Source organism: Parabacteroides caecihominis (assembly GCF_023656785.1).
GTDB lineage: Bacteria > Bacteroidota > Bacteroidia > Bacteroidales > Tannerellaceae > Parabacteroides > Parabacteroides segnis.
Genome location: NZ_JAMOKS010000023.1, coordinates 11975 through 32490 on the forward strand (window position 1 = coordinate 11975; position 20516 = coordinate 32490).

Below are 20516 nucleotides of genomic sequence, written 5' to 3' on the forward strand. Positions count from 1 at the left end.
GCTCTGGGATTGTTGATTTCCCGATTGCGAGTGCAAAGATAGATGTTCTCCCTGAACTACCAAAACATTTCAAGGGAAAATTTGATAGATATTCTCGTTTTAACTTCTATTTAGAACTTATATCCTGTAAATGTATTTCGAGAGCCTTGACGGAAATGTTTATTTCCCAGATACATACGCATAGGGAAGCGGCCAGCAGCAGCAGTGCGACACCGAATATCCAGGCAGCAATGATTTGCCATGAAATATAGATAAAGAACATGGAAATTACGCAAAGGAGCAGACTGAGTATCCCGAGTATCTGCATCGAACGGGTCAGGTAAAGCCGTTTGCGGAGGTTTGCAATCTGTGCAATATCTTTCGGGTCGTGTGTCTGCTGGTGTTTTTCTTTCAATGTGCGGACCACGCTGGCGTACGACAGGAAACGGTTGGTGTAGGCCAGTAATATTAATGATATGGCTGAAAACAAAAGCGACGGGGTAGTAAGATCTAACATAACTCAAATGTATTTATAGTATTATAACCTGCAAATATCGTAAATAGTTTGTTGTTTTGTATCTTTGTATCCGATAAAGAACGGAAGATATGTTATGTAAAACACGCGGGATCGTCCTGCATGCCATCCCCTATAACGATAAGTACTCTATTATATATATGTATACGGAGGCGTTCGGTCGTACTTCTTATCTGGTGGCGCGCAGCCGTGGAAAGAAGTCGCCTGTTTCCAGAGCGCTGTTTATGCCCCTTTCGGTTTTAGAGATGGAGGTGGAGCATCTGAATAAACGTGACCTGCACCGGATTCGTGAGACGAAGTTGTGTTATCCGTTAACTGAAGTTTTTTGTAATCCGGTCAAGAATGTGCTGGCGCTTTTCCTGGCGGAAGTATTGTTCCGGGTGGTAAAGGATACGGAGCCTGACCAGCGGCTGTTCGATTATTTATATGAATCCATTCACTTGTTGGAGTATGCCGATAAGGGAGTGGCAAATTTCCATCTGGTGTTCCTGCTCCGCCTGCTTCATTATATGGGGATTTATCCGAATGCCGATTCGTATTCGACGGGTTGTTATTTCGATATGCAGAACGGTGTCTTTGTGGATCGCATTCCTATGCACCGGCATTATCTGAACCGGGAAGAGAGTCAGGTCTTTGCTCGCCTCTTGAAAATCAGCTTTGAGAATATGTCGTTGTATTCTTTTTCCCGTCAGGACAGGGTCGGAGTTATCAACCGTATCGTTGAATATTATCGCCTGCATCTGCCCGACTTCCCGGAGATAAAATCCCTCTCCGTGATGCAAAGTCTCTTTGATTGATCAGATTACTGCCTGAATACTTGCCAGTTTGCAGAAAAGATTATACTTTTGCCCCCACTTTATATAAAGTTGCCCCTGTAGTTCAACGGATAGAATAGATGTTTCCTAAACATTAGATAGCAGTTCGATTCTGCTCGGGGGTACAAAAGACCATACTTTTAGGAAGTATGGTCTTTTTTGTTTTCTTTGTTCAATCCGAGTGTCGTTTTTGCATTGAGGGGTGAAACGACGGAATGTCCCAGTTGACTTTCTAGTTGTTCACGGGCAACTTGGGCAACTTTTCCTCCCTGGTGTGCTATGTTTGCATGTTCCTGAAATTCTTTGGGGTACTTTTCTTTTGACAAATCTGTTGTTGCCGCTTCTGCTAGCATATTGAGAACAAGTTCCGTATTTGTCATATTATCCCGTAGATTCTCTTTTTTCAATCCTTTGAATTGTTTGTACTCTTTGGCTGTTTTTCCAGCCCACGTTTTATAGATAATATCAGTAAGTGTTGCGAATTGTATGCCTTCCTGTAAATTGTGTTTCTTCCATTCATCGGTTAGGTCCTTGCGGATTTCGATGGATTTTAATCGTTGGTTTATCCAGCTATCGGAATATCCGAGACGTTTATAATCCATCATAGCTTGTTCGATGGACAGTTCTGGGTCCTGCATCTGATCTAATCGTTCTTTGGCAATTTGGGCTATCCAAAGTTTGAATGGTTCGGCTTTGGGAGAAGGTATAGATTGGATAAGGCGAAAAAGTTGTTCGGTAGTCGCTACATCTGTCAATCTCATTTTACCATCAAGTGAAGGCATTTTCAACTGGCTACAATTTGTAGCCGTTTCATTGCCTTCTTTTCTAAGCCTTGTCTTTAATACGCTCCAATACTTGCGGGGATTATCACTTTCCGTTAGGACTGCTATCACATCGATTATTGAAAAGTACCATTCTTCAGTTTCGTCATCCCAGAGGGTACGGACTTTCTTTTCCTCAAAAATTTTGATTGCTTCTTTTTTTGTCATAGTCTGTTTTGTAAGTGGTTGCTAAATGGAATATTTATTTATGTGGACAAAAATAGATTAAATAATTCATATAGTAAAGAAATTGTGAATTAAAATATAGAAGGACCATACTCTGCAAATATGCTTGTACAGTCCTTCTCTCACTTAACCAGTAATGAAAATCCATCCCGGATTTTCTCCCTTTTATTGATATAAATTTAAACGCATTCCTGTAAGCAGTTCTCCTACTGTAAATGAACCGGTATAACCGTAACAGGTTATTGTGACCGTATCCGAAAGTTTGTTGCCGGATTTTACGGTGATGTTATACATACTACTCCTGTTGGTTGTGAAATTATTGATAATACTAGTGTTGGAAGATGTTGCGGAACGACTCTGGAGTGTGTATGTCAGTCCGTTATAGACGGCACGCAATTCTCCCGAAACACCGATATTGGCAGCCAAGTAATTGTCAACCGCAATAGTAGCCTTACTGAATCCCGGAGCACTGATGACTACTTGTTCACGGCTGTCAGGTTGGACCGATTTGAACAGAACGGTCTGCTCTCCGGCCGGTGCCGTGTTGTAAGTATAGCTATACCCACCGTCGACAGCATTCCAGCCGGCCTGTGATGTAGTCAGATTCTTTGTCGCTATAAATACTGTCAGCGGATATCTGGGAGGATAGTCCGGATATTCGGGAATGGTAAACTTCACGGTTGCGGAATTACCAGTTCCGTAAGTTACCATGTTATTTCCATTGACAGATACTCCTTCAAGCTGACGCGATATCAGTTTGACTTCAGCCGTTTTGAAATAGTCGTTCTCTATCGTTATTGTCTCGTTGCTGTTGTCCAAGCTTGTTTTAAAACTCAGTTCTTTAATGCCGGGGCTGTATACCCAGTATACATATTTATAGACGCCGTCCTCGAATGCTATTTCCAGGTTCTTATTCGGTTCTACCGGATACAGGTACTTTGTCGTCACTTCACATTTCAAAGGATACAGATAGTTTGGAATAACATCCGGTATGCGGAATGATAAAGTCATATCCTGATCCTTGCCGGTATATAACTCAGGAGATAAGGTGGCCGGGTCGAAACTGTATAATGTACTGGAAGTAACAGTGATTATACGGGATAGTTCCCCCGCCTTCACCAATAGGGTCGCTTCATTCTGGCCGGCTGAAACTTTGGCGACACGGGCTGTGATATTCCCGTTACCGTCATACGACAGGCTACTGATGATGCTACCTCTGTCTTCCTGTACCGAGACACTGATCTTGCTATCGTTCGGCACTTCGTTTTCCGTATAATGTGCTGTAACATTCAGCGTGCCACCCTGTGTGAACAGGAAATTCAGCCTGCTTACCGTCAGCCGGTTATTGTCGCTGTCGGAGATAGAAGGAGAATCCTTGAAGACTTCGGCATAGATGTTATTGGATACTTCCGAATTTTTGGCATCCGCAAAAGTCGTACTACCATTAGCCTGATTACTGAATGAATTGATTATGACCTTATACTGAAAGTTTCTGACGATCGTATAAGGTTTTTTATCGGTGTCCAGGAACTGTATTTTGTAATACAGTTCCGGACCTCCTCCTTCCAGGTGGCCTTTGATAATAAGATAAGACTGGTCGTTGAAGTAGTTAGGATTCTCGAACATATATTTGGCTTCCAGGTTGCAGTCTGTATCGCTCTGGCTTGTTTTAGAGAGTGTACCCGGAGGTAATGTGGTGGCATTATCCTGTATGATGAACGGATTTGGAGTCATCTCCGGCATAAACGGCACAACAGTACCGCTGGTTGCCATATTGCCGAGCGCATAACCGGTAACCGTAAAGTTGGATGCTTCGTTTTGCACTGTCACTTTGGCCTGGTTACGGAAAAGCGTCACTGTTACAGGTGAAGAAGACGGAGTAACTTCGCTTCTTCCCCAGAAAACCATTTTATTGCCATATAAAGAGGGCATTACTTCCTTTTCATCTTTTTGCAGGGAAGCATTGTCGTTGAAGGAAGACCAGTTGTCGTAGTTGGCTACCACATGGATGATCCCTGTTTCTTCGGGTACTTCCGCTTTAAAAGAACCGCTACCTACACCGTCTGCCTCCCCGCTGTTCAGTTCGGTTGCCTGAACACGTTCAAGGAACAGTCCGTTCCGGTCAAACGCCAGCAGCCAGACATCCGAGAGGTTGTTTTCGAAAGAGGCGGCACGTGTGGCAATCCTGTATTCCGGAATGTTTACCGATACCCGCAAAAGCTCTTTGCCCGGTTTCGTTGCTTTCTCCACTTCAAGTTCATCCTGGCAGGCAAACAATGCAAGTGAAGCCATTAAATATATGATAACATTTTTCATAACATTTCAATTTTAGAATTTAACATCCCTGACACAACGAACTGACGAGTGCAGTGCATTGAAAGAATTTGTATTACCCACTCTGGGGTCCATGAACTGTACGGCAGAACTGGCCCTGGCACTCCAGTACCAGCTACCTTCCAGAATCTTTTTTACTTCTGCCACCTTGATATTCTGAAGTACATCGATCAGATAGACCTCAGCCAGAGTAGGCATACGCCAGTCTGAATACCTCTCATTGGTGGTGGCATCGTTTTCCACATATGCTGCGCATTTATCCCTTGAGTTCGTATAGCTGTCTGCCGTTGTCACCCCGTGCTGGGATGCCAGCATAAGACGTGGCGATATACGGCGGTTGTTTTCTTCCGTATCGATGGTCTGGCCCTCGCTGTCTGTCAGCGGATTTCCTAATACGGCATTGTTTCTGATATATTCCGCATATGATTTACCTAATGCGGGGTTGGCTGCATAGTGGGTGTATCCGCTTCCGAAGTCTTCGTCAAACTCATCCGGGTCGGGTAGGGAAGAGAAGTCGGCAACGAAAGAACCGATCACGAACATCTTGTTATTGTTCTGCCCCTGGCTGCCGCCCGGTGCGTCGGCGGAAATATCAGAGCCTATATATAAGGCCGGATATTGTAAAACCGTTACTTTCTGTGTCAGGCCTACGCCGTTTTTTACGATGAAAGTGATCTCTTTGGCAACGAAGTTTTCCGGCAGTGTGCTGAGTATGACGATGTCACCGGTTTTTACCCCTTGCGAGCAACTGATAAGTATGCCTTCATCTCCGTTCGTAATCGCTTTGTCATTGACTGTGATATCGGTGATTTCAACATCCGGTGTGGATGACTGGAATGTTGTCGTATACTTGATGCTGTTAGGTAATTTGATATCGGTGTTCTCTACATAAATAAAGTTGAAACCTTCCACTGCAACGATCACTTCTTTGGTTGTCCAGTCTTTTATCACATAATTGGCACTGATCTCGATTGCAGTCTCAGGAGTGGGCGATCCCGGCTGGTCTACCAGAACTGTTATGTCGTACAGGTGGTTGCGTTCCAATCTGTATATTGCATTACGTTCAGCCTCCTGTTCTTCGGACGGATTTGCCGTATCATCGGCCGGAATACGGAAGTTGACAGGCACTTTATAATAGTTCTGTGCATACTCCTTGCCATCAGGGCCTGTTGCCGGGATGTTGACTATCAGATAGGTTTCATTCTGTTTCTTCTGGCTCCAGTCGTTCGGATAGGAATAGACTACAATTTTATCTGTTCCCGTACCGGGTGTAAAACCGGACATGCTCTGTAACTGAGGAACAACCGGATTGCCGTTTTCCAGTACGGAGGTATTAGTTGCGTATTGGAACAGCTTTTTGCTGATGGTTCCGCCGACGAAAGCCGAGAAGCCATTCGTATAGGCTGTCGATACCCTGATTTTGGATGCGGCCCGTTTCAGTGATACAGCAATTTCTTTGTTAACGATACGTCCGTCATTCAGGATATTAGCGGCAGTACCGTCCATCAGAAAACTGTCCTGTATTTTATCGGGATTCAATGCTGATACATTCAATGCCTTCAGGTCAGAGCGGCTAAGTCCGCCAGCCGGTATGTTCCCGGAATAGTTGGATACCACATAAGTATTATAAGTTGCATTCTGGACAAACTGATCCTGCGTAGCATGCAGTGTTGCGGTATATTCCCCGCTTCCTGTCTGCTCCGGAGAAGGGGTGATATGCTCGTAGAAAGAACAAGTTTCCTGATCTTCCCTGTAAATGAAAACGTCCAGTGTCTTGATCAGGTTTTCATTCAGATCATTTTCTCCAACTTCCGTATCGGCCCGGGTGACGGCCGGTTGCGACAGGGATAGCCGGAGGGCTATCTTGCCGGAACCGGATACAGCCTCCGGTTGGTCCATCAGTTCCTCCTGGCTACAGGAAGAGAACAGCAGGACCAGTGCCGATATCAATTGAATGATGTAGATATTATTTCGTTTCATAACCCTTTTCTCCTTTTATTTATATTCTGTTTGTGTGATCAGAATATCCGTGTCGTTGTTACCCGGCAGCGCCCGCTGTCCGTTGCTGCGGACCGGATTGATCTTTAACTTTTGCCCTTCGGCGGTGATATAGAGATAGACTTTCCTTTCCTGGCTGTTCCAGGGTCTGGAAGCTCCTACCTTGATTTCATATGTATTGTCGCCGGCAATCCCTTTCGATATGGCAAGTTTGCCATTGGTAGAACCTTCCGTTCCGAAAGTAAATTCCAGGCCGTTTGTCAGTGTCGCTGTCCAGACTGCTCCGGCCGGGGCCGTCAGTTTGAAGTTGTAACTGGCATACGATGTACCGTTTTGCGATTCACCGTTCAGCACATAAGGATACTGTACGATTCCTGTTGCCGCTTCCGTGTTATTGGCACTGAAGCTGTAATCTCCTTCATTAACCACATGGCCGATCTGTGAGGATGATTTCGTCCACGGCAAAGTGGTTGTTTTAAGTATCAGCAGATTATCCGGATTATCAAGCATCGCGATAATACGGTAGACCGTGTTGCGTTTCAGGCTGTACTTATCGGTCGTTTGTCCGCTGTCGGTGATGTACCCCTTATACCGGTGACTCACCCCGTCTATGTCTGCTGTTATCAACAGGTAAGGAGTAACGTTTGGATCAGGGTCTGCCGATGCGGCAATATTCTGGTAACTGTAAAAAGATTCCGTCGCATTGTCGGGAATAATTCCTGACATATCATCCGGCATGACTCCCAATACATTGTTGCTACTGATCGTTCTGAGGTCATTTTGAGTTTCGACCGGCGATACCATGATCGTATTCTGATATTCACCCCGTGTGTTGGTTATCTGGTTGACCAGTTCGATGGACTTTAAAATAACCGTGTTGTTCTCTAACCTTCTGCTTTTGAACATATATACATCCAGGCGGGCAACGAGTCTTTCCATTGGAATAGTGGCATTTGTCACAAGACCATCGATTTGGACCATCTGCTTTCCGACCATCAACAGGTTTGTATCTTTAAACCCGTTCTTATTCGATATAGTCATCGTTTCCAGCTCCGGCAAGAGTTTGGAACCGTCGGGTATCATCGAATAAACTTTCTCCTCGTCGTTGTAATTGCCGATGGCATAGATGATTTTATCCTGCGGTGAGACCTGGATTGACCGAGTTAACTCGTCCACGTATTGCGGAGTGATAACCGGGATTAATTCCGAGTATTCGCATACGCCATTTTCCTTGTTGAATATGTAAAGTGCCAGGCTGGAAAACTTGCCGTCGCCGCCTTTTATCAGGTCATCCGCTGTAGCGCGGGTAGAGATGGTCAGGTTTAGCCGGGCATTCATTTCTAAGCTTGTCTGTTCGACCTCTTGCTCGTCGCTACAGGATGTAACCAGCAGGGCGACAATGAAGAATCCTATTGACGCTATATAATTGTTATACCTTTTCATATTGTTTGTGGGCTATCCGAGGCCCGGTTTTATCACCTCTTCATCCCAGGGTAGAACTGTGACCGAGGTTCCATTGAAACGAAAACGGATTCCGACTGTGACTTCATTGATCCCGTCTACCGTGATCCGGTTGTCCTGCATAAAATCCTTCAGATTCAATGTGTATATTGTTTTATTTGTCTCTTTACTGACTAAGTTGATATAGATACCGTTATTGTTGTTGAACCGCAATACGTTGAATCTCGATTTAAAACCGGAGGTGTTTCCTTCTTTCTGTACAACCGGCCTGTACGAAACATTCTCCGAAGAGAATGTTTTCGCAAAGTCGACTGTAGGACTCAGGTTACCGACCTCGATTTCGATCGGAGATGTACCGCCAGCCATGGCCATTTCTTCCAGTCCGTCCAGTTCTAAATACATCTTTATATGTGAACTGCTGAAATAAACAGTATCTGTGCTTGAGGCATCCTGAAAAATCTCAATATCCCTGCTTCCAATGTACAGGCTATCATTAGTGGTAATTATTTCTTTTGTAAAATAGTGAGGGGCAGCAACCAGAGCTGTGTTTAATGCCGCAGCCTGATTGATCCGGGTATCGTTCTTGGAGTTACCCCAACCAACGACCCGGTATTTGCCGGCCGGGAGGTTGAGGGGAGTTCCCTGATTATTTCTTAAATCACCCTGATCTAGTCCAATCGTTTCTACAAGTGCTCCGTTTTCGCTATATACATACAGATCCACTTTTTCTATTTTTTCAGGGAAAATATCCTTTGTCCCGTCTCCGAAGTATCTGAAGATTAGATTTGTGTCGCAACTATCCAGGTCTTCTTTGATACAACCGGTCGTCAGGGCAACCAATAGCATAATGCTGAAATATTTAATTCGTTTCATATGTTCTGTATGTTGAAATGATGATGAAATCGGATATTATTGATCCAAATCGAATCCCGGAGTGATGTATTCAACAGCCCAAGGCTCGATTGTTACCTTAACCAATACGTTAAACTGTATATTCTGCAGGTCGTTGTCCAGCATCGGGATCAACTCGACTTCCATATTGTAGATCGTACCGGCTTTAAAATCGGCGGCTGTCATTTCGGTATTCGTATCTTTGAAATACTTTACGATATTGGCGAAACGGACCGTGTTAATCAATGTCGGGTTGAATACGTTTACATCAGTCGATGACAGGCCTGCGATATTAAGATCAGCCAGGTCGAGATGAATTTTAGGCAACTGGTCGCCCGGGAAAATATTGAATGCATAACTTTTGTTGGCCGGCAGTGTAAGAGGCAGATCTTCATAGCTGCCACCTGTGTATTTGCTATAGCTGGCATATGCAGCTGCATCTATGGACGAATTATTAAAGAGCCACTGGCCTTCCTTAATATTATTTACTGAAGTTGCATTATTATACAATTCTGTAGCACTTGCCGGGTCCTGATAAACCGTATAGAAATTGTTCAGGTAGATGCCTTTCAACTTCGGATTAAAACTGGTCCAGCTTACTGTCGCTTTGTGCGAACTGCCACTGATCACGCGTGTGAATTCAAAGGATCCGCTGTCTTTTACTTTGATGTTTGTAATTTGTAGACGGGCCACAACCGGCTTAATGGATACATTGGCTGTATAGGTCTGCCCGGCTGTCGGATCCGGATCAATCGGTTCGCTTACGATTGGCGTAAGGTCGTCGTCAAAACCGAAGTACAAGACTTCAGAGCCTTGCTGTTGAGCGAGTGTCGTATTGATCTTGTTATCTGTAACGGCACTGCCCGGATTACCGTAAACATATACTTTAGATACACTTTGCGGCACGTTGACAAACTTGAATCCTTTATTCGGGCTAACCAGTTTATCCCAGTTTGAATCCGTAATTGCATCTTTTGTGATGGTCTCCGATTTAACTACTGCGCCACTACCGTCTGTCAGATTGATAAGTATGCTGTTGACATTCATTGTATCGGCAGCCAGGAAATTTCCGGCTTCTGTCGATTTGGTTTTTACTCCTGATAATCCGGCTAACGATACGGAAATAGATTTTGTACCTTTACTGTCGGGAACGGGTGATTCGTCGTCTTCGCTACAAGCAAATAAAGTGGAAGCTGCGAATAATGCTATAAATAAATTTTTGATTTTCATAACTCTTTGAAATTAATGATTAATACTCTATGTGGAAGTCTTTCCTTCCTGCCTGTCATTAGTGGGCTCTTTTGCTCCGGCTAAGCATAAGTATGGCCGTACATATAAAAATATATGTATATTCTTTCTTAAATTTTTCTTATTGATATCTCCTTTCTATTTGAGGATGTAGATGAGGCTTACACCTGCTTTGGTAGGACCGAAGTAATTCTTATGGCCGTCTTTGAGCTTTGTCCCACATTTACCACAAGGATATTTATCATAATCCAGATAAGCGTAGCCTACACCGATGGTTGCTTCTATGCTTAGCCGTTTATTTAATATCCAATGGTAGCCGTATGAAACTCCGGCGCCATACAGGTTTCCTTGATAACGATGGTCTTTCAGTCCTAGCATCTTAATGCCGCCAACGTTGTACTCGGCATAATGTGCATGAAGTCCGAAAAAGTGTCCGTTAAATCGTTCGCAAGTCCAGTAGCGCAGTTCGGGTTGAACCAGCCAGTGTTTGAGTTTCTTGCTGTCGGAAAATGTCCATGGATTGTAATTCCCTGACAAGTCAAGTGTAAATTTATCGGATAGACCTATTTCAAACCCCAGGTTCGGAGTTGTAGTTGCCCAATATAATGCGTTTGTCTTGATAGCGTAAGCTGGTAAACTATTCTTATTATCTTTTACTTGTGCTGTTATGCTACTGACAAATGCATAAATAATGCATATTATCAATATTCCTCTTTTCATCGTACTTTTACTCACTAATTGTTAAAACTCACTGAAGAATCTCCCTTATTACGATAGACGTTTGACTGTCTGATTTTTACCCTATGAGATTCTTGCTCTCTTTATGAATTAAACAACTAAAATTCAGATAAGTTTTAGAAAGTATGTAGAATAAGAAATTTTGACATAACATTTAGTTTCGATGATACTATTTAAGGTTAAAATGGCTCAAAAGTGACATCATAATCGTTTAGTACGCCGGATAACTCATATGGACTGATATACATATCCCCAAAATAGGAATAGGTTCCGTCGGAATAGTCTATAAATATGGAATAAGGATATTCTTCATCCCAGGACCATTGAAAGGTATAAGTAAATTTCTCTGTACTGCCCATGAAATCATCTAGATAGCGTACAACTGTTTCTTTTCCTCCGCCGTCAAAATAGAAAACGAACTTTTGGTCACAGTCAAATCCGTCATAGTCTCTATACTGACGAAACCATCCTGTTCCATTGCATAAGATATCTTCCGGTTCTTCCTCTATGGGACCAAGCGGCTTATCCTCGCAACTATTGAATCCGCAAAGGATGGTAAGTAAAAAGATGAGACTGAGTATGTTTTCCTTTTTCATAACGGTTACTTTTGTTGAGTACAAAGATACTCTTTGTTTTTACAATTGTGCAACTTTATAGCTGCACAATTGTGTATGAAGTTATTCCGGCAATTCATTCTCTTCCGGTTCATCCCACTCGCCGTTGTTCCCAATGATCAGGTTGAAGGTGTTTTCTGTTTCATCCGGTTTGGGAGGCGTATATAAGATGCCTGTGTAACGGATTATTTTATTGGCGATGGGAATAATATCGGTTACTGTCCGCTTTCGCAGTATTTGATTATCCGGTCCGGTGGCCGTGAGCGTGACGGATATCTTTTCATCGCCTGTCGGAATAAAGGAATAAAAGGAATGGATTTTACCGGATTGTCCTTTTTCTTCCGTTTTGAATTCATAAGAGAAATCGTTGGGCCCAGAAGACACGATCCCTTTTCCGGTCAGGATATCGAGCCGGTCGGGATGATTGCTGACTGCCAGTTCAAACCGGACGATATCTTCCGGAATCTTGTCGGCAGCCTTAAACTCTATCCGGCTGACAATCCGTTGCAGGTTTATATCGACGTTGGTCTCGTCTCCTTCTTTCAGCTGAAGCTTTTGGCCTTTATAGAATGAATCGGATAGTTCGTCAAAGCTGAAAGCGTTTTCTGAAAATGTAGCTTTTTGCGACTGATGAGCCAGCAGGTAAACCTGGTAACTGCCGGCAAGAAGCGTGTCGTAAACAATGCCGAAGTCGGGTTCTGTGTCTGCATGGTAAGTCCGGTGTTTTACCAACTCCGGCTGGTCGCCGTCTTTGTAAACCAGATATTCGATGGCAGAACATAACTCTTTTAACTCTTTGTCTGGATTGTCTCCATCCGGAACAGTCGGTTCGGGCACCGTGTTAGGTGGCATACTGCGGGTAGAGTAGAACGGAAGTACCTCTTTTTGAAGTTGAACACTAAATTGTACAGGAAATAAATTCTTTACAATTTCAATTTCGTCCGAAGCCGGATCACTACAACCTGCCAGCCAAAACAGGCAGGCTACTGCACATAATTCTTTCTTTTTCATAGCAAGGAAAATGTTAATGATAAAATCTACACAAAGAAAATACTTATTTTGGAATTTAGAAAATATTAAGGAGGGAACTTGCAGATTATGAGCGGAACTTTTTTAGATTTGTAGAAAACAGACTCAATGTAATAACCTTAAAATTAAAAGAAATGGCACGTCCAGTAACATTATGTACCCTTCAATGGGGGGATTTACCCCTCGAAACAGTTTGTGAAAAAGCGAAAGCATTCGGATATGACGGATTGGAACTGGGTTTACCCAACCATCTGGATGTCCGGCGAACGGATCAGGCCTATTATGACGGCATAAAAGAATTGCTTGCCAAATATGACCTGCAACTTTATTGTATCTCTATCCATCTGATCAGTCAGGCGGTTTGCGATACTATCGACCAGCGGCATAAGGCGGTTCTGCCCGATTGTATCTGGGGCGACGGTGAACCGGAAGGTGTGCGTCAGCGTGCAGCCGAGTATATGGTGCAGACGGCACATGCGGCAAAAGCCTTAGGTATCGATACGGTTGCCGGATTTACCGGTAGTCCTATCTGGCATTGGCTTTATTCTTTTCCTCCCGTTACAGATCAGATGATTGAAGACGGTTATGCCGATTTCGCCCATCGTTTTATCCCGATCATGGATGAATATCAGAAGTTAGGTATCCGTTATGGTCTGGAGGTGCATCCGACGGAAATAGCATTCGATACTTATTCTGCCCGTAAAGCGCTCGATGCGTTGAACAATCATCCGGCATTCGGGTTCAATTACGATCCGAGCCATATGGGATATCAAGGGGTAGATTATGTGGATTTCATTTATCAGTTCTCCGATCGTATTTTCCACGTACATATGAAAGATGTATACTGGAGTGATACCCCTAAGCAGATCGGTGTGTTCGGCGGCCATTCCACTTTCGGCGATTCCCGCCGTTTCTGGAATTTCCGCAGTATGGGACGCGGACGGATTTGTTTCGAAGAGATTATCCGTGCTCTGAACGATATCGGTTATCAGGGGCCGTTGTCCGTTGAATGGGAAGACAGCGCGATGGACCGTGAACATGGAGCACGCGAATCCTGCCAGTTTGTTAAGCAGGTGGATTTCCAGCCTTCAGGGCATGCTTTCGACGCTTTTTTCGATAAACAATAGTAACAGTACCCTTTGTTTTTGCTTGCACATAATCGTCGGTAGGCTTGCCGATAATTATGCGCAGGCTTGTCGACAATTGTGAGCAGGTCTGCCGACAATTATCGACAGGCAATAAGTAAGGTTTGTCCTGTCCGGATATTAGTGTATAAAATATGAGCTCTACATATATATATTTGCTCCAGAGGCCAAATGATAAGAAATATCATTTATAACCTCATAACTTTTCTTTATAAGCTACGGATGGATTTTCGGCAATTATAATTAACTTTGCGGTTGGTTGAAAAGTAAAAACTAAAGTATGAAGAAAATTAGAGCCGCCATCGTTGGTTATGGCAACATTGGAAAGTATGTGTTAGAGGCCCTGGAAGCCGCTCCAGATTTTGAAGTGGCAGGTGTTGTACGTCGTAATCCGAATGACGTACCGGACGAACTGAAAGCTTATACTGTGACAGACAGTATCACCAAGTTAGATAAAGTAGACGTTGCCGTTCTTGCAACTCCTACCCGCAGCGTTGAAACGTACGCAAAAGAAATTCTTTCATTAGGTATCAATACGGTAGATAGCTTCGATATCCACGGAGGTATCGTAGACCTGCGCCGTTCGCTGGATGCTGTAGCCAAAGCACATAATACGGTTGCCGTTATTTCTGCCGGATGGGATCCGGGAAGCGACTCTGTTGTTCGCGCCCTGCTGGAAGCGATGGTGCCGAAAGGTATCACTTATACAAACTTCGGCCCGGGGATGAGTATGGGACATACGGTTGCCGTGAAAGCGATCGAAGGTGTCAAGGCTGCTTTGTCCATGACAATTCCGATGGGAACAGGCGTTCACCGCCGTATGGTTTATATCGAAGTAAAAGACGGTTACGATTTCAAGCAGGTAGCTGCCGCAATCAAGGCTGACGATTATTTCGCACACGACGAAACACATGTAATGCAGGTGGAATGTGTCGACAACCTGCTGGATATGGGACACGGTGTGAACCTGGTCCGCAAAGGTGTATCAGGCAAGACTCAGAACCAGTTGGTTGAATTCGACATGAAGATCAACAACCCGGCTCTTACTGCCCAGATCCTGGTAGCCGTTGCCCGCGCAAGCTTCAAACAGCAGCCGGGTGCTTACACCATGATCGAATTGCCGGTGATCGATATGATCTGCGGCGATAGAGAAGACTTGATTAAAAGACTGGTTTAATAAATTGAAAATTGAGAATTGAAAATTGAAAATTAGGTCCCGCCCTGTTCTCAATTTTCAATTTTCAATTTTTAATTTTCAATTATAAAATTATGCTCGATTTTATTACCTGGACGGCTGACCCCGCCATCTTTTCCATAGGTTCACGCGAAATTCGCTGGTACGGACTTGCTTTTGCTATCGGTTTCTGGATTGGTTATTCCATTGTAAGCCGTATGTGGAAAAATGAAAAACTTCCTCCTGCATGGATCGATTCCCTGCTGATTTATACCATGGTGGGTACTGTAGTCGGCGCCCGTCTGGGACATTGTCTCTTTTATGATCCCGGATATTATCTGGCTAATCCGATAGAGATTTTCAAAGTTTGGGAAGGCGGGCTGGCAAGCCATGGCGGTACGCTGGGTATCGTTATTGCCATCTATTTTTATTCCAGACGCATCACGCATAAAAGCATGCTTTGGACATTCGATAAACTGGTTGTTCCGACCGGACTGGTCGCAGCTATGATCCGTTTGGGAAACCTGATGAACCATGAGATATACGGTCATCCGACCGATCTTCCGTGGGGTTTCCGTTTCATCGAGAACCTGCATGCCTGGAAAATGGGGGCAGAGCCGATCTTTACCGTTCCCAGCCATCCGACACAGCTGTACGAGGCTTTATGCTACCTGGTTACATTCGGTATATGCATGTGGCTTTACTTTATCAAAAAGGAGTGGAAGCGGGAAGGTCTTATTTTCGGGGTCTTTATGATTTGTATATTCGGCTCGCGTATCTTTATCGAATTCCTGAAAAATAATCAGGAAGCGTTTGAAGATAGCATGGTCCTGAATATGGGCCAGTGGCTCAGTATTCCGTTCGTGCTGGCAGGTTGCTGGTTTGTATGGAGGGCGCTTACAAGGAAGCCGAATAACTATGAAGAGCTAAAAATAAAAAAGTAAAAAGTATAAAATGTACAAATTAAAAGAAATAGCAGATAAGGTATATTATGTAGGAGTAAACGACCGTCAGAAGGCCCTCTTCGAAAATATGTGGCCGCTTCCGTACGGCGTTTCTTATAATTCGTATTTGATCGTAGACGAAAAGACTGTATTGATCGATACAGTAGACGTTTGCTATTCTGATATCTTTTTGAAAAAAATAGCGGATGCGCTGGACGGACGTACGCTCGATTATCTGGTCGTGAACCATATGGAACCCGACCATGCCGGCAGTATCCGCCTGTTGCGCCAGCAATATCCTGATGTGCAGATCATCGGTAACAAGCAGACATTCGGTATGCTGGACGGCTATCATAATATAACGACCGGGCTTTACGAAGTGAAAGAAGGCGATACGCTGAACATCGGCCGTCACCAACTATCTTTCTATATGGCTCCGATGGTGCACTGGCCGGAGGTAATGGTGACTTACGATTCTACCGATAAGTTGCTGTTTTCTGCCGATGCTTTCGGAACCTACGGAACGTTGGATGGCGGTGTGATCGATGAGGAAATGAATGTAGATCATTTCTGGGAAGAGATGATCCGTTATTATTCCAATATCGTCGGGAAATACGGTAATCCGGTACAGCGTGCCTTGCAGAAACTGTCTGCCCTGGAGATCAATACGATCTGTTCGACACATGGTCCGGTATGGCGCAAATATGCTCACAAGGCAATTGAAATATATGACCGTCTGAGCCGTTATGAAGGGGAGGATGGTGTTGTCGTTATTTATGGCAGCATGTATGGAAATACGGAACAAATGGCGGAAGCAATCGCTTCTTCTTTGTCGGCAAACGGTGTAAAGAACATTGTGTTGCATAATGTCAGCAAGACTCCGTCTTCGTATGTCCTGAAAGATGTATTCAAATACAAAGGCGTCATTATCGGCAGTCCGACCTATTCAAACAGTCTGTTCCCGGAAGTGGAAGCCATCCTGAGCAAGATCGAGATGCGCGAAGTGAAAAACCGCCTGTATGGCTATTTCGGTTCGTTCACCTGGGCGGGTGCGGCAGTGAAACGCCTGACTGCTTTCGGAGAAAAGATGAAATGGGAAACCGTTGGTACTCCTGTGGAGCAAAAACAAGGTCTGAAAGCCGATAAGTATGAAGAATGCTGGGCTTTGGGAGAGGCAATGGCTAACAAATTGAAAATTGAGAATTGAGAATTGAAAATTTGAAAGGACCGGTTTTCGTAATGTAGAGAATATTATTAACGAAAGATCTAATTAATAAACACAGAAGATTGTCTGTTGATATTGGAAGTTCCTGCAATTTTCAATTTTCAATTCTCAATTTTCAATTAACAAAACACGTTATGAGACTAATTATTGAACCAGATTACGAGCAACTCTCGAAGTGGGCTGCCAACTATGTAGCTGCGAAGATTAAGAAAGCGAATCCGACAGCTGAAAAGCCATTTGTTCTGGGCCTGCCTACCGGATCATCTCCGCTGGGTATGTACAAGAACCTGATTGAACTGAACAAGCAAGGTGTCCTTTCCTTCCAGAATATCATCACTTTCAACATGGATGAATATGTAGGATTGCCGAAAGATCATCCTGAAAGCTATCATTCATTCATGTGGAATAACTTTTTCAGCCATGTAGACATCAAGCCGGAGAATGTAAATATCCTGAACGGTAACGCTCCTGACCTGGAAGCTGAATGTGCTGCTTATGAAGCAAAGATGAAAGCTGTAGGCGGTGTAGACCTGTTCCTGGGCGGTATCGGTCCTGACGGCCATATCGCGTTCAACGAACCGGGTTCTTCATTGGCTTCACGTACACGTGTTAAGTCACTGACTACAGATACGATCATCGCTAACTCACGTTTCTTCGACAACGATGTAAACAAGGTTCCGAAGACTTCTGTAACAGTTGGTGTCGGTACGGTATTGGATGCGAAAGAAGTGCTGATCATGGTAAACGGTCACAACAAGGCTCGCGCTTTGCAGCAGGCTGTTGAAGGCTCGATCAACCAGATGTGGACAATCACTGCTTTGCAGATGCATCCGAAAGGTATCATCGTAGCTGACGAAGCTGCTTGTGCTGAAATAAAAGTAGGTACATACAACTACTTTAAAGATATCGAAAAAGATAATCTTTGTCCTTGCAGCTTGCTGAAATAAGATTCGAGTCTATTCTTACTAATAAAAAGAAAAACCGGTTGGTAGCTCCCTTCCGGTTTTTCTTTTTTTGTCTGTGTTTATTTACATCTTATCTGCAATAGTTGTAAAAAGAATGCGTTAATATAATTGTTATATTTATCTTTGGTCAGTGTATAAATAAAGACAGGCATTGTTGAAATAGAATCGTTTGAATTTTTTTGAGATAGAATTTTGTGTTTAATATCTAAAACAATTTGTAGTATGAAAAAGATTGCATGTTTATTACTTCTTTTCGTGGCATTTCAGGTAAATGCACAGGAGTTTCATTTTATCCCGAAGATCGGTTTGAATTTTGCCAATATGACAAATATGGAAGGAAGCATGAAACCCGGACTGAATATAGGAGTGGCCGGTGAAGTTATGATGACCGATAATTTTGCTATTGAGCCGGGAGTATTTTATTCGATGCAAGGAACGAAAGGGGATGTAGGTAGTAGTACCGTGAAGTATAAGAATGATTATCTGAATATTCCTATTTTGTTTAAAGGGTATGTTTATGAAGGATTTAATTTATTTGCAGGTCCTCAATTGGGATTTAAGGTTTCTTCTAAGCTAAAAGCATCCGAGTCCGGAACCTCTGTTTCGACGGATGTTGCTAGCGATTGGTTTAAGACATTTGATTTTTCAATAGCAATCGGGGCAGGTTATCAGTCGCCTATGGGGTTGATATTCTCCTTAAGTTATAATATTGGATTGACAAATGTTTTGGATAAAGATAATATAGCTTCCTTTATAAATAAAACCTCGGGAGTTAGTGGAATAAGTGCTTCCGATCTTGACGGAAAGAGTCGTAACGGTGTTCTTCAGTTCAATGTTGGCTGGCGCTTTTAATATTGATGGTTGATAAAATATTTATTATATCTAAAAAGCCGGATTTAGCAAACTTTAGGTCGAAATCCGGCTATTATTATATGTAAAAGATCTATTATTTTTGTGGTAATAAATACTATTGCCATGAAATATTCTTTTATAACGATTTTATTTTTAGCCTTGTCCTTACACTTAGGCTATGGGCAGAATCAGATTTTGCCTGTCCCGTCTAACCAGCCCAGTCCGGCACAACAGAAACAGATTGCCCGGAAGTATGGGATGTTTATTCATTTTGGTATTAATACATTCCATGATCAGGAATGGACGGATGGCTCAAAGCCGGCTTCTTCTTATTGCCCTACAGCTATCGATGCCGATCAATGGATCAAAACAGCCAAAGATGCCGGCATGAAATATGTTATATTGGTAGCCAAACATCATGAAGGCTTCTGTCTTTGGGATAGCAAATACACCGAATATGATGTGGCTAATTCGGGGAATAAAACGAACGTGATAGAAGAGGTTGCCAAGGCTTGTAAAAAATATGATATAGGTTTGGGGTTGTATTATTCATTGTGGGACCGTAAGGTGAATGCAGATGTAAAGGATAAAAGTCTGGATGCAACCTACAACGAATATATGATTAAACAACTGAATGAGCTGATCGATATTGTACAGCCATATACTCATATCGCCGAGTTCTGGTTTGACGGGGGATGGGAGAAAGAACATGAGCGCTGGCCTGCAAAAGAGATATATCAGACAATCAAATCAAGGGAACCGGAATGCCAGATCGGTATAAACTGGACAATCGGCCTGCCTGAAAATCCGGATGCTCATCCCGTATTACCGGAAAATCAGAAAGAAGGTTATCCGATCCGTTATTTCCCGAGTGACTTCCGTTTGGGTGATCCGTACCTGCCCGCCGATAATGATCCGAAATTATTCTCGCATGACGGCAAATTATATTATATGCCATGGGAATCTACTATCTGTATAAGTGAGCGTTGGTTCTATAATACTACAGATAAAAAGTATAAGACAGTAGAAGAATTAGCCGGTTTGTACCACCAGTGTACAAAGAACGACAATATCCTGATCCTGAACTGCCCGCCCAACCGGGAAGGAAAGATACGGGATGCCGATGTTACATTGTTAAAGGAACTACGGAAAAAGATTCAAATGTAGAAATAATAGCACCGACCGGTTTCTGTGAAACAAAAGGAACACAGTTGTGATATGCATTACTTTGCACTTATAAATTGCCTCTTAGTGATTATACATATCTTTGTTATAAAAATCTAATATTTTGATTTGGGCATTATAGGCGGTTTGTGCCGGACTGTCGGGGTTTAATTCGATAGCCATGAGGTAGTTGTTGAGTGCCTGGCGAATATCGCCCATCTTGCGGTATACGTTTCCGCGCAGATAATACGCTTCATCGTCTGAATCATTTTTTTTGATGTACTCGTCCAACAAATGGAGTGCTTCGTCTGTTTTATTATCGTTGATAAGTTGTCTGATAGTTTCCATATTGAAATAATGTGATATTTTACGGACAAAGATAATTCTGAAGAGGTTAC

At 43.3% G+C, this 20516-nt stretch carries 19 protein-coding genes and 1 tRNA gene; 9 read left to right on the forward strand and 11 right to left on the reverse strand.

From position 1 onward, the window contains the following. Positions 1–106: 106 nt before the first annotated feature. Positions 107–496, reverse strand: coding sequence for a DUF2721 domain-containing protein (locus NBH14_RS18360; protein WP_007655188.1), 390 nt, complete (start codon positions 494–496; stop codon positions 107–109). Between the two features lie 89 nt (positions 497–585). Here NBH14_RS18360 and recO point away from each other — a divergent pair, with 89 nt between their 5' ends. After that, positions 586–1311, forward strand: a complete 726-nt coding sequence (gene recO / locus NBH14_RS18365; RefSeq protein WP_007655187.1) for a DNA repair protein RecO — start codon at positions 586–588, stop codon at positions 1309–1311. A 71-nt stretch (positions 1312–1382) separates the two neighbouring features. Further along, a tRNA-Arg gene (locus NBH14_RS18370) sits at positions 1383–1454 on the forward strand. A gap of 15 nt (positions 1455–1469) precedes the next feature. Here the strand turns inward: NBH14_RS18370 and NBH14_RS18375 are convergent. From NBH14_RS18375 to NBH14_RS18415, 9 genes are all read right to left on the reverse strand, one after another. After that, the gene (locus NBH14_RS18375) at positions 1470–2318 is read right to left on the reverse strand and encodes a BRO-N domain-containing protein (protein ID WP_128134026.1); all 849 of its coding nucleotides are present in this window, start codon (positions 2316–2318) and stop codon (positions 1470–1472) included. Between the two features lie 183 nt (positions 2319–2501). Further along, positions 2502–4652, reverse strand: a complete 2151-nt coding sequence (locus NBH14_RS18380; RefSeq protein WP_186959851.1) for a FimE-like fimbrial tip protein — start codon at positions 4650–4652, stop codon at positions 2502–2504. A 12-nt stretch (positions 4653–4664) separates the two neighbouring features. After that, entirely contained in the window at positions 4665–6650 is a 1986-nt protein-coding gene (gene fimD / locus NBH14_RS18385; protein WP_186959849.1) for a fimbrial tip adhesin FimD, read from the reverse strand. Between the two features lie 15 nt (positions 6651–6665). Continuing rightward, on the reverse strand, positions 6666–8111 hold the full coding sequence (locus tag NBH14_RS18390) for a DUF4906 domain-containing protein (RefSeq protein WP_186959846.1): 1446 nt from the start codon (positions 8109–8111) through the stop codon (positions 6666–6668). Positions 8112–8123: 12 nt separating this feature from the next. Continuing rightward, positions 8124–9002, reverse strand: coding sequence for a FimB/Mfa2 family fimbrial subunit (locus tag NBH14_RS18395; protein WP_250817703.1), 879 nt, complete (start codon positions 9000–9002; stop codon positions 8124–8126). A gap of 36 nt (positions 9003–9038) precedes the next feature. Continuing rightward, positions 9039–10250, reverse strand: coding sequence for a hypothetical protein (locus NBH14_RS18400; protein ID WP_186959844.1), 1212 nt, complete (start codon positions 10248–10250; stop codon positions 9039–9041). Positions 10251–10406: 156 nt separating this feature from the next. Continuing rightward, the gene (locus NBH14_RS18405; protein ID WP_186959842.1) at positions 10407–10988 is read right to left on the reverse strand and encodes a DUF3575 domain-containing protein; all 582 of its coding nucleotides are present in this window, start codon (positions 10986–10988) and stop codon (positions 10407–10409) included. A 197-nt stretch (positions 10989–11185) separates the two neighbouring features. After that, positions 11186–11602 (reverse strand): hypothetical protein, encoded by a 417-nt coding sequence (locus NBH14_RS18410; protein ID WP_186959841.1) that lies wholly within the window; start codon positions 11600–11602, stop codon positions 11186–11188. Between the two features lie 81 nt (positions 11603–11683). Next, a complete protein-coding gene (locus NBH14_RS18415; protein ID WP_186959839.1) occupies positions 11684–12631 on the reverse strand; it encodes a DUF6562 domain-containing protein in 948 nt (315 codons plus the stop codon). A 152-nt stretch (positions 12632–12783) separates the two neighbouring features. Here NBH14_RS18415 and NBH14_RS18420 point away from each other — a divergent pair, with 152 nt between their 5' ends. The 7 genes from NBH14_RS18420 to NBH14_RS18450 all read left to right on the forward strand — a co-directional run bounded on the left by NBH14_RS18420 (position 12784) and on the right by NBH14_RS18450 (position 20121). Then, positions 12784–13776, forward strand: coding sequence for a sugar phosphate isomerase/epimerase family protein (locus NBH14_RS18420; protein ID WP_186959837.1), 993 nt, complete (start codon positions 12784–12786; stop codon positions 13774–13776). 298 nt (positions 13777–14074) lie between these two features. Then, the gene (locus NBH14_RS18425) at positions 14075–14971 is read left to right on the forward strand and encodes a diaminopimelate dehydrogenase (protein WP_046145430.1); all 897 of its coding nucleotides are present in this window, start codon (positions 14075–14077) and stop codon (positions 14969–14971) included. Between the two features lie 92 nt (positions 14972–15063). After that, positions 15064–15912: a prolipoprotein diacylglyceryl transferase gene (gene lgt / locus NBH14_RS18430; protein WP_122328147.1), complete on the forward strand. Its 849-nt coding sequence runs from the start codon at positions 15064–15066 to the stop codon at positions 15910–15912. Positions 15913–15922: 10 nt separating this feature from the next. Continuing rightward, the gene (locus tag NBH14_RS18435) at positions 15923–17119 is read left to right on the forward strand and encodes an FprA family A-type flavoprotein (RefSeq protein ID WP_186959835.1); all 1197 of its coding nucleotides are present in this window, start codon (positions 15923–15925) and stop codon (positions 17117–17119) included. A 152-nt stretch (positions 17120–17271) separates the two neighbouring features. Beyond that, the gene (nagB, locus tag NBH14_RS18440) at positions 17272–18084 is read left to right on the forward strand and encodes a glucosamine-6-phosphate deaminase (protein WP_186959833.1); all 813 of its coding nucleotides are present in this window, start codon (positions 17272–17274) and stop codon (positions 18082–18084) included. Positions 18085–18324: 240 nt separating this feature from the next. Then, the gene (locus NBH14_RS18445; protein WP_186959831.1) at positions 18325–18954 is read left to right on the forward strand and encodes a porin family protein; all 630 of its coding nucleotides are present in this window, start codon (positions 18325–18327) and stop codon (positions 18952–18954) included. A gap of 123 nt (positions 18955–19077) precedes the next feature. After that, positions 19078–20121: an alpha-L-fucosidase gene (locus tag NBH14_RS18450; protein WP_186959829.1), complete on the forward strand. Its 1044-nt coding sequence runs from the start codon at positions 19078–19080 to the stop codon at positions 20119–20121. 81 nt (positions 20122–20202) lie between these two features. On the opposite strand, the gene NBH14_RS18455 is transcribed toward NBH14_RS18450, so the two are convergent. Continuing rightward, a complete protein-coding gene (locus tag NBH14_RS18455) occupies positions 20203–20466 on the reverse strand; it encodes a tetratricopeptide repeat protein (protein WP_007655146.1) in 264 nt (87 codons plus the stop codon). Positions 20467–20516: the final 50 nt, after the last annotated feature.